Annotated in this window: 11 protein-coding genes; 3 read left to right on the top strand and 8 right to left on the bottom strand. The window is 54.4% G+C overall.

Annotation, left to right across the window (positions count from 1 at the left end; genetic code table 11):
• Positions 1 to 50: 50 nt before the first annotated feature.
• From HMPREF6485_RS11705 to HMPREF6485_RS11680, 6 genes are all read right to left on the bottom strand, one after another.
• Positions 51 to 422: a LytR/AlgR family response regulator transcription factor gene (locus HMPREF6485_RS11705; RefSeq protein WP_239664145.1), complete on the bottom strand. Its 372-nt coding sequence runs from the start codon at positions 420 to 422 to the stop codon at positions 51 to 53.
• Positions 423 to 467: 45 nt separating this feature from the next.
• The gene (locus tag HMPREF6485_RS11700) at positions 468 to 1,706 is read right to left on the bottom strand and encodes an ABC transporter permease (RefSeq protein WP_004346757.1); all 1,239 of its coding nucleotides are present in this window, start codon (positions 1,704 to 1,706) and stop codon (positions 468 to 470) included.
• A gap of 23 nt (positions 1,707 to 1,729) precedes the next feature.
• The gene (locus HMPREF6485_RS11695; RefSeq protein WP_004342349.1) at positions 1,730 to 2,506 is read right to left on the bottom strand and encodes an ABC transporter ATP-binding protein; all 777 of its coding nucleotides are present in this window, start codon (positions 2,504 to 2,506) and stop codon (positions 1,730 to 1,732) included.
• Between the two features lie 26 nt (positions 2,507 to 2,532).
• A complete protein-coding gene (locus HMPREF6485_RS11690; protein WP_004346756.1) occupies positions 2,533 to 3,726 on the bottom strand; it encodes an efflux RND transporter periplasmic adaptor subunit in 1,194 nt (397 codons plus the stop codon).
• A gap of 76 nt (positions 3,727 to 3,802) precedes the next feature.
• Positions 3,803 to 5,143: a TolC family protein gene (locus HMPREF6485_RS11685; RefSeq protein WP_004342353.1), complete on the bottom strand. Its 1,341-nt coding sequence runs from the start codon at positions 5,141 to 5,143 to the stop codon at positions 3,803 to 3,805.
• 96 nt (positions 5,144 to 5,239) lie between these two features.
• Positions 5,240 to 5,842, bottom strand: coding sequence for a riboflavin synthase (locus tag HMPREF6485_RS11680; RefSeq protein ID WP_004346755.1), 603 nt, complete (start codon positions 5,840 to 5,842; stop codon positions 5,240 to 5,242).
• Positions 5,843 to 6,584: 742 nt separating this feature from the next.
• Between HMPREF6485_RS11680 and HMPREF6485_RS11675 the strand changes: the two genes are divergently transcribed.
• The 3 genes from HMPREF6485_RS11675 to HMPREF6485_RS11665 all read left to right on the top strand — a co-directional run bounded on the left by HMPREF6485_RS11675 (position 6,585) and on the right by HMPREF6485_RS11665 (position 9,015).
• A complete protein-coding gene (locus tag HMPREF6485_RS11675) occupies positions 6,585 to 7,385 on the top strand; it encodes a gliding motility protein GldB-related protein (RefSeq protein WP_004346751.1) in 801 nt (266 codons plus the stop codon).
• 312 nt (positions 7,386 to 7,697) lie between these two features.
• Positions 7,698 to 8,807, top strand: a complete 1,110-nt coding sequence (locus tag HMPREF6485_RS11670) for a hypothetical protein (protein WP_004346748.1) — start codon at positions 7,698 to 7,700, stop codon at positions 8,805 to 8,807.
• A gap of 28 nt (positions 8,808 to 8,835) precedes the next feature.
• Positions 8,836 to 9,015 carry a hypothetical protein gene (locus HMPREF6485_RS11665; RefSeq protein WP_004342359.1) on the top strand — a complete coding sequence of 60 codons (180 nt, stop codon included), beginning with the start codon at positions 8,836 to 8,838 and terminating at the stop codon, positions 9,013 to 9,015.
• Between the two features lie 708 nt (positions 9,016 to 9,723).
• Here HMPREF6485_RS11665 and HMPREF6485_RS11655 read toward each other — a convergent pair.
• Both HMPREF6485_RS11655 and HMPREF6485_RS14195 read right to left on the bottom strand, forming a co-directional pair.
• The gene (locus HMPREF6485_RS11655) at positions 9,724 to 10,146 is read right to left on the bottom strand and encodes a biotin/lipoyl-containing protein (RefSeq protein ID WP_004342360.1); all 423 of its coding nucleotides are present in this window, start codon (positions 10,144 to 10,146) and stop codon (positions 9,724 to 9,726) included.
• A 31-nt stretch (positions 10,147 to 10,177) separates the two neighbouring features.
• Positions 10,178 to 10,327, bottom strand: coding sequence for a hypothetical protein (locus HMPREF6485_RS14195; RefSeq protein ID WP_004342361.1), 150 nt, complete (start codon positions 10,325 to 10,327; stop codon positions 10,178 to 10,180).
• Between the last annotated feature and the right edge of the window lie 37 nt (positions 10,328 to 10,364).

The raw sequence follows: 10,364 nt of genomic DNA, 5'->3' as shown, positions 1-10,364 counted from the left end.
GCCCCCTTTAGGGGGGATGGGGGGTCCGTGGTTTTTTGTTTTTTGGTCTTCTACTGCAACGTATGCGCGTCGATGTAGTCTTGTATCTCCTCCTTATAGGTGTCGGAAATGGGGATGAACGTGTCGCCGAAAGCCAGGCGGAAACGGTCGATGAGCCGCACCTTGGCCATGTTGACGATGTAGGAGCGGTGTACGCGCTTGAACTCCTCGTGGGGAAGGAACTCCTCAAGTTTCTTCATGTTCATCAGACACAGCACCGACTTCTTGCCCCCGTCGAGGAAGAAGCGCACATAGTCTTTCTGCCCCATGATGAAAAGAATGTCGTCGAGACATATCTGCACGAGTTTGTAATCACTGTTCACATAGATAAACCTGTCTTTCCTGATTGTCTCTATCCTTCTTGCATTTTCGTTTGGTTCCATAACTTTGGTTGATTGTGATGATAGGATATATTTTGATTGCATTATTTATTCGTAGCGTATGGCCTCGATGGGGTCGAGCCGGGCGGCTTTCTTGGCCGGATACCAGCCGAAGAAGACACCCGTGAAGGTACACACGGCGAAGCTCATGATGATGCTCCACGGCTCGATGACGACGGGCAGATGGGCCAGCGACTGTATGCCGAGCGAGATGCCCACGCCCAAGAGCACGCCGATGATGCCGCCCGTGACGCTGAGCATGATGGCCTCGATCAAGAACTGGTTGAGGATGTCGGTGCCGCGGGCACCGACACTCATGCGCAGGCCGATTTCGCGGGTGCGCTCGGTGACACTCACATACATGATGTTCATGATGCCGATGCCGCCCACGAGAAGCGAGATGCCGGCCACCGAACCGAGGAGGATGGTGAGTGTGGTCATGGTGGAGTCCATCATGCTGGCTATCTCCTCCTGACTGCGGATGGTGAAATCATCGTCATCAGCCTCGGTGTTGTCGGTCGCATCCTTCAGCTTGTGGTTGCGCCGTAGGATTTCCGAAATCTGGTCTTGGGCCGGTTCGGACGCCTCCTCGGTGACAGCCGAGCACACGATGCCCTGCAAGTAGGTCTGGGCGAGGATGCGCTTCATCACGGTGGTGTAGGGCGCGAGGGCCAGGTCGTCTTGGTCCATGCCCATCGAGTTGTAGCCCTTCTTCTTCAGCACGCCCACCACGCGGAAGGGGATGGAGTTGAAGCGCACCACCCGGCCTACGGGGTCGCTGCCGTCGGGGAAGAGATTGTCGACGATGGTCTGCCCGAGCACGCACACCTTGGCAGCCGACTTGATGTCGGCTTCGGTGAACATCTCGCCGTCGGCCACACTCAACTGGCGTATGCGGAGATAGTCGCGGTTCACGCCGTAGATGCTTGACGGCGTGTTGTTGCTGCCGTAGATCCACTGCCCGGAGCTGTTCACCGTGGGACTGATGCCCGAGATGTAGTTGCACTCGTCCTTGATGCTCTCATAGTCGGCCTGCTTGAGCGTCTCCATCGACGAAGCGTCCTGTCTCACGCCGCCCCGCATATCGGCTCCGGGCGAAATCATAATCATGTTGGAGCCCATCTCCGAGATGTTGCTCTTGATGCTCTGCTTGGTGCCCTGCCCGATGGCCAGCATGGTGATCACGGCTGCGATGCCGATGATGATGCCCAGCGCCGTGAGAAAGGAGCGCATCTTGTTGGCCGCTATGGCCCTGAGGGCTATCTTGAAAAGATTGGAATAGTTCATGTCTGCTGCTTCTCGTTAGAGGGTTATTCGTCGCTGTCGGCAGGCAGGGCCGCCAGTCCTTCGGCGGCACTCTGTATGTCGTTGTTGCACTCGTCGCTGATCACCCGCCCGTCGCGCAGCTGTATGTTGCGGCTCGAATAGCGGGCAATGTCGGGGTTGTGGGTCACGAAGATGATGGTGCGGCCCTCGGCGTGGAGCCGCTGGAAGAGCACGAGTATCTCGAAAGAAGTGCGCGTGTCGAGGTTTCCCGTGGCCTCGTCGGCGAGTATCACGGCCGGATTGTTGACCAGCGCGCGGGCTATGGCCACGCGCTGCATCTGTCCGCCCGACATCTGGTTGCTCTTGTGCGTGAGGCGGTCGCCGAGCCCCACGGCCTTCAGTGCCGCCACGGCGCGCTCCCTCCGCTCGGCGGCAGAGACCTCGGCATTGTACATCAGCGGCAGTTCCACGTTTTCGATGCTTGTGGTCTTGGGCAGCAGATTGTAGTTCTGGAAGATGAAACCTATCTTGCGGTTGCGGAGCACGGCACGCTGCGAGCGCGACATCCGGCGCACCGGCACGCCGTCGAGGTAGTATTCACCGCTCGAAGGGGTGTCGAGGCAGCCCAACTGGTTGAGCAGCGTAGACTTGCCGGAACCCGACTTACCCATGATGGTGACAAACTCGCCCTCGTATATCTTGAAGCTCACGCCGCGCAGGGCATGCACCACCTCGTCGCCCACGACAAACTCGCGCTTCACGTTGTCAAGCTCTATGACCGTCTTGCGGTCGTCGCTGCCCTTCTCTCTGTTGTTATCCATAAGCTGAAACCTACTTGTGGCAGTGCCTACTTGCCGCCCTGCTTGTTCTTGTTCTTGTTTCTGCCGCCCGGGCCCGGCCCGAAGAGACTGGTGGTCTGCTCCTTCTCGTCCTCGGGGCCCTTCACCTCCACGGCTGTGACCACCTTGCGGCCCTGTGCGATGCCGCCCAGCACCTGCGTGTGGGTGCCGTCGGTCTGCCCGATGCTCACGGCATGGGCCACGATGTTGTTGCCTTCAAGCGTCCACACTTTGTTCTTGCCCCGGCAGTCGACGATCTTCTTTTCGCCCACGGTCTCTTTGGTGGGGGTGAACCGCAAGGCCTTGCTCGGCACGCTGAGCACACCGCTCTTCTCGCTCGTGAGGATGGTCACGTTGGCCGTGAGTCCGGGTTTGAGCTTGAGATCGGCATTGGGGGCGCTGATCACCACCTCGTAGGTCACCACGTTGTTGGTCGTCGTGGCCTCCTGCCGCACCTGCTTCACGGTGCCCTGAAACGTGTCGTCGGGATAGGCATCCACGGTGAATGTCACGCGCTCGCCGGCCTTCACGTCGCCTATATCGGCCTCATCCACGTCGGCCACCACCTGCATGTTGGTCAGATCTTGCGCGATGGTGAAGAGTTCGGGCGTGGAGAAGCTGGCGGCCACGGTCTGCCCCTCCTCCACACTCTTGGAGAGCACCACACCGTCGATGGGCGATGTGATGGTGGCATAGCCCAGATTGGTCTGCGCGCGCTGCACTTCCTCCTGCGCCGAGGCCACCTGTTCGCGGGCCTGACGGTAGGAAAGGGCAGCACTCTCGTAATCGTCGGCACTCACAAGGCCTTTCTTGTAGAGCGTCTGGTAGCGTTTGTAGTTGGCCGTCTGGTAGTCAAGGTTGCTCTGGTTGCTGCTCAGGGTGGCCTTGGCTGAGTGGAGCTGGCTGAGCAGGTTGATCTTGTCGAGTTCGGCAATCACCTGCCCTTTCTTCACCACCGAGTTGTAGTCCACGTAGAGTTTGCTCACGATGCCCGACACCTGCGTACCCACGGTGACGGAGGTCACGGGCTCGATGGTGCCCGTGGCGGTGATGCTGCTTTGCAGCGTCCGCGGGGTCACGGCTTCTTGCGTGAAACTGATGTCCTGCTTCTGCTCCTTACCGGACAACAGCCAGACCGCTGCGGCGACAATAGCCAAGATGCCTGCGCCTATCCATACTTTACTGATCTTCAAATTCTTCATTGTGTGTGATTATGCCGTTTGTTCCCTTACGTTTGTCGTGTTATCCTGAACTGTGCCCGTGGCCGTCCCCGGTCGCCTACTCGGTGAGCCGGCCGGTCTGGTAGAACTTGAGCAGGTCGATGTTCAATATCGCCAGATACTTGGCCTGCAATTCGTTTTGCCGGGCCTTGATGAGGTTGTCCTTGCCCGTCATCAGCTCCACGATGTTCTTCAGCCCGAGCCGGAACTGCTCGCTCAGCAGGTCGTAGCTGGTCTGCGCACTCTCCGAACTCACGCGGGCGGCCTTAAACTGGTTTTGGTTGGTGTTGGCCTGCAGCCAGTAGTTCTCGATGTTGGAATAGAGCGTGGTCTGCGAGTTCTTGAGATCGAGCATGGCCGCCTCGCGCTGTATGGCGGCCTTGTTGACGGCAGTCTTGGTCTGCCGGTTGTCGGAGAGCGGTATGCTCAGCGTGATGCCGGCGCCGCTGTTGAAGTTGGTCTTGAGCTGGCGGCCCCACGCGAGCGTGTTCATCGAAGTGGTGCTGGTGGTGATGCCGGCGTTCAGGGCCACGGTGGGCAGCTTGCCCGCCTTGGCCATCTTGATGTTGAGGTCGCTCTGGGCGATGGCGTTCTGATAGGCTTTCAGCTCGGGGCGGTTGTCGAGGGCCGCGGTGTAGACCCCGTTGAGGGCAGGTATCTCGGCCAGTGCCATCTCGTCGGTGGCCGGGGGCACGGCTATGTCAAACGTCTCGTCGCCGGTGATTTGGAGCAGCTCCTTCAGCTGCCGCTTGTAGTTTTTCACCTGACTCTCAGCCGCCACCACGTTGTATTGGTCTTGTGCGCGCTGCGAGGTGAGCTGCGCGAGGTCGGCCTTGCTCATCTTGCCCACGCCCACCATGGTCTTTCCGCGCTCCTCATTGGCCTCGCTGGTCTTCAGGCTCTCCTTGTTCACCCCGATGGCCTCGGTGGTGTAGAGTATCTGCACATAGAGTTGGGCTATCTGCTCTTGGATGTTGCGGGCCTGCACGGCCGAGTCGAGGGCGGCGTGTTCTTCGGCCAACTTGTTCAGTTTCACGGTGTTGCGGTTCTTGTTTCCGTCCCACACGGTCCAGTTGGCGTTCACACCGTAGGAGCCGTTGTAGTAAAACTTGTCGATGGAACTGCGCGAATAGCCGTCGCTGCTGATTCCGCTCTCCACCCACGGCGTATAGTTCACGCTCTGGCTCGTCGAGAAGTTGAGCGATGGCAGCAGGGCTGCTTTCGACTGCAACACGTCTTCGTGGCTGCTCTGCTGCTGAAGACGGGTCTTCCTGATGGAGATGTTGTTCTGCAAGGCATAGTCGATGCAGTCTTGAAGTGTCCATTGCCGGGCTTGTGTGAGTGCCGGCATTCCTGCCATGGCCACGCCCACTAAAATCTTTCCTATCAATTTATTCATAAAACAATTGGGTTGTTTGGAGTTTTGACTATTAGACGGAAAAAAGGTTTATTCCGGCTATATGATTTAACATAAGTTTGGAATAAACCTCTTTTTTCATGCGAAATGTTGCAATCTTGCGATATATTTGCCCAAAATGTCAAACTCGATGTTGACAACAGAGCCCGGCCTGATGTCTTTGAAATTGGTGTTTTGGCGCGTGTAGGGGATGATGGCCACGGTGAACGTGTCGTCGGTGGGCCCGCACACGGTGAGCGACACACCGTTCACGGTGACGCTTCCCTTGTCCACCGTGAAGTAGCCGCGGCGGGCCAGCTCCTTGTCGGCGTCATAGCGGAAAGTGAAATAGGTGGAGCCATCGGCGTCGCGCATGTCCGTGCATCGGGCTTTCATGTCCACATGCCCCTGCACGATGTGGCCGTCCAGCCGCCCGTTCATCATCATGGAGCGTTCCACGTTCACCCGGTCTCCCACCTCGAGCAGCCCCAAGTTGGAGCGGTCGAGTGTCTCTTTCATGGCCGTGACCACGTAGCTGTCGCCGTCGAGCTTCACCACCGTCAGGCAAACACCGTTATGGGCGATGCTCTGGTCGATGCCCAGTTCGCGGGCAAAGGAGCAGGTGAGCGTGAAGTCGATATTCCCCTGATACCTCTTGATGTCCACCACGGTGGCCATCTCTTCTACAATACCACTAAACATAATCTTACCTTATTATATTTAAGATTGAAATATTCAAAAATTCAAAAGGTGAAAAATTAAGGAAAACCCATTCTTTACCTTTTTACTTTTTCTTCTCTTTACCTTTTATGATACGCCCTTCGGGCGTGCGGGCAGGCATAAAGCCCTGCGCCCCTACGGCAGGGAGAGTCTTCCCTTTTGTTTCTTCCAATCCCTGAATCTTTGAATTTTTAAATTCTTGAATAAATCTTTCAAATCGTTTCTAAGAACGAAGGCAGGGCTTTTACGAGTCCTGCCTTCCGTCTTATATCTGAAAAAGGGTCGCACGATGATGTGATGAAACTCCGAGTAATCATTATGATTTGAGAGCTCTTCGCTTTTGTAATCCACCGGCTTTGCAGCTTAGTCGCAGATGCGATTTATATGGCCCGCCATAGGCAAAAGATGTCATCTCGGCGTAAATGTTATTTGATGAGTATCCCGATCGAATCGACACGACCCATATTTCTTTTTCTCATTGCAAATATACGGGTTTCCGTCGAAACTTCCAAACATTTGGCCTTGTATTTTTCGCCTTTCCTGTTTCGCCCCCGCTTTCTACTTTCTCACACAGCGCACGTAGTGCCCGAACATATAGTCGTGGGGGCTCATGTCGCCAAGTCCACGAAATCGGAACATTTTAATATTTTTAGCAAAACTTTTGGATTTTACAATATTTATTAGTAGATTTGCAAAGAATTATTAATGAGATAACAAATCAACATTGAAACGGACATCCCTCATATTGGTCATGGTGGTGCTTCTCTGTGCAGCCTGCGAATTTAAATTCCGGTCTGCCGAAGACGACGAACTTGCACACCCCGTGCAAGTGGAACGCTACGACCGTCTCGAAAGCCGTTATCTCACCACGGGCGACTTCTCCGCCCTCCAGCAGATGAACATCGACTACCCCAGCGAGACACGCACGCTGCTCGAAAAGATGCTGCGGTTGGGAGAAGTGAACGACCCCACACTCAGCAACAAGTTTCTCATGTTCTATCAAGACTCGGTGCTACAGTCGCTCATATCCGACGTGGAGGCCGAATATGCCAACATGGACGACATCAACCAAGACCTGCAGGGCGCATACGAGAGGCTCGAGGAGTGGATCCCCAACCTCAGGCGCCCCATGTTCTATGCGCAGATAGGTGCGCTCGACCAGAGCATCATCGTGGGCGACAAGTCGGTGGGCATCTCGCTCGACAAGTATATGGGCGAAGACTATCCGCTCTATCTGAAATACTATTCGGCGGCACAGCGGCAGAGCATGACGCGCGAAAACATCGTGCCCGACTGCCTGAGCTTCTATCTGCTGAGCCTCTACCCCATCAACGACTTCGAGCAGCGGCCGCAGATAGACCGCGACCTGCACATGGCCAAGATGATGTGGGTGACCAATCAGGCACTCGGCCGCAAGTTCTACCGGTCGAGATATGTCGACATGATACACTATTTCATGGCACGCAACAAGAAGGTGACCATCTCCGCACTGCTCAAGAGCGAGGACTACACACCTATGAAATAGCACACCTGCACAACCGCCGACTCACGGCCCCCACAGGGCGCATTAAGCCTTGGCCCGGACTTAGAGAATCCCTGCTCCCAATAACATCAAAACCTTTCAGCATCTTAGCATTATAAAGAGGAGGCTTAAATTTATTTTGCTTTTTTCTTGCCCGTCTCATAATATTTTCTTACTTTTGCAGTTGTGACCCATGAAAAAGCCACAAAGATTGCAGACAGTTGCGCATCTATCCGCTGCTGTCCAGTGGTCATGAAATCAAATAATAACAACAACTCAATCAGTAATTAAATAACTTAACAACACAACAACTCTATGAAAAGAAAACTACGTTTTTCAATTCTCATGCTGCTCATGGCAGTATGTGGGGCTGCCAATGCACAGATTTGGCAAGAAGATTTTTCCAGCTACAAAAACAATGATGTGCCCTCAGGAGGGACGTACAATTACGTATGTCAAAATGGAAAATCAGACACTAAAATCTATGCTACAGGTAAAATGTATGCAGGTGGTAAAAAACCCGAACTACTCGTGGGACAAAAGGGCAAAAAGAATAAAGAAACAAAGATTGGTTCCTTCTCTGCCACCATACCTCTCAACGGCAAGTCTGGTGAACTTATTCTGAAATATAAGAGCAACAACACAAATCTTACCTTGTCATCAACAACTACGGGTGTTATAGTAGGTAAACCTGCCGGGGAGGAGGACAAAACCTATAAGGTTACTATCACCGTGCCGACCGGCACACCGAGTCTGAATATCACATTCACCAACTCCAAATCCAGCAATTCGCGTCTCGACGACATCGAGCTCACCGCAGCGCAAGTGGCGCCCACTTCCGTCAGCGTGACTATCGGGGAAACGGGCTATGCCACCCTCTATTATTCCGACCGTGCACTCACCGTGCCCGCAGGCGTGAAAGGCTATACTTGCAGCCTCTCCGACGGTTCGTTCAAGATGAACGAGGCTTTTGCTGAAGGCCAGACCATCCCGGCAGGCACGGGCGTATTGCTTAATGGCAACCCCGGGACTTACACTTTCAATGTTTCTTCCGAAGCAGGTACTCCCGTTGCCGACAACTGGCTTAAGGGCAGTGACGAGAAAGCTACCACCGAGGGCGGCGAACGCTACTACATGCTCTCGCTCGACGCCAACAGCACCGCAGGTTCGGTGGGTTTCTACTGGGGCGCGCCCAACGGCGGAGCATTTACCAACGGTGCTCACAAGGCCTATCTCTGTGTGAAACCCGGCGTCGCAGGAGCCAAGACCTGCTACCGCTTCGACGGCCAGACAACAGCCATCGACGGCACACGGGCCGACAAACCGACAGCTGCCGACGGAGCTGTGTACAACCTCGCAGGCCAGCGCGTGGACCGCTCATACAAAGGCGTGGTCATCAAAAACGGCAAGAAATATATTCAGTAATCACCATTGACAAAAACTAAAGACGACAATGAAAAAATATCAGCAACCGAACATCAAAGTGAAAGTATTGGAAACCGAACAAATCTTGGCGGCCAGTATGGGCATACACGATCAGGAGGGCGACCACCAGCAGTTGGGTAAAGATGGTTTCTACTATGAGGAGGAAGAGAGCTACACGGCTCCCTCAACAGAAAGCGTTTGGAATTGATTAAAGAAAGGTGAACAAGGCCGGAGGGACAAAGCAAACAGTCCCACACTCCCCCACCTTGATAGACAAAACAATCGGAGCCTGCAGGCATGATGCTTGCAGGCTCCGATTTTTTTATGCGTATCGGTGAATGCGAATTTCCCCTTCCCCGACCACAGCAGACAAAGAAAAGCCGAAAAAATACGGTGGCAATATGGAGAAAGACTGTGGGGGGCGGCCGCGTTTTGTCTCCTTTTTTCTTTTCCAATTTGCATTGTGCCCATTTATGCAGTATCTTTGCAATGGCAAAAGGAGCACGCAGGTGCTCCTTTTTTTATGCCCTGAAAGTCCCCACTCCTCCCAAGGGGACTTTCCACCCTACTTTGCGGGGTGTCATCCGGCCCGAATGGCCGTGCATAAGGGGCCCTTTTGACCTTTCATTCGGCCCAAACGAACTTCCAAATGTGGCCGTCCGGCAAAATCGTTTGGACTTGGCGGGAAACCTAATGGGCCTGACAGGGAGAACAAGGCGGATGGGAAAGCACGGAAAGGCGAGTATGGGAAAACTCCGTGTAAGGCTTTTTCGAAAGATTTAATAGTTTGTGCTATACCCCCCAATCTACAGACCCCCAACCCCCTAAAGGGGGCTTTACCATCCAACTGTTTGCAGGGATGTAAGCCCCCTTTAGGGGGTTGGGGGTCTGTAGATTGGGGGATCTCTTGGTCTTTTTACTCAATCACCACCAGTGCGTCCTCTTCGAGCACGGCCTGTCCCTGCTTCACGCAGATGGCAGTCACCTTGCCGCTCTTTTCGGCCTCGATGTTGTTTTGCATCTTCATGGCCTCAAGCACCACCACGGTGTCGCCGGCACTCACCTCGTCGCCCACGGCCACGTTGATGGAAGTGATCGTGCCCGGCAGTGGAGCCTTCACGGCATTGGCCGTGTTGACATTGGCAGCCGGAGTGGCAGTCTCGTCGGTCGACTCTACCGGTTGGCCAAGCACCACCTTCTTCTTTTCGGGCTCAGCCTCAGGCTCCATTTCCACCTTGAATTCCTCGCCGTTCACGGTCACGTGAGCGACATTCTCCTCAATGTCACCGATGGCCACCTTGTATTCCTTGCCATCGATGGTGTACTTATATTCTTTCATAATCAAAAAAATCTTTGGACTCTTGTTTGTTTTACGGATGTGCGGTCATCGTGAGAAACTTTGCGTTCCACGACGTGTAGTGGGACTTGATAGTGATGACGCCCGACTCCTTGTCGTGTACGTTGTTGCCTTGATACTCGAAAAGAGCCATGGCAATAGCCGCATAGATATTCTTATCCATTGTCGTTTTCTCCTTTGAATGGTTGTGTTTGCAGTCT

The sequence above is a fragment of the Segatella buccae ATCC 33574 genome (assembly GCF_000184945.1).
In the GTDB taxonomy this organism is placed as follows: domain Bacteria; phylum Bacteroidota; class Bacteroidia; order Bacteroidales; family Bacteroidaceae; genus Prevotella; species Prevotella buccae.
Note: the sequence above shows the minus strand (reverse complement) of the source record. Positions and strands in the feature narration are given on the sequence as shown.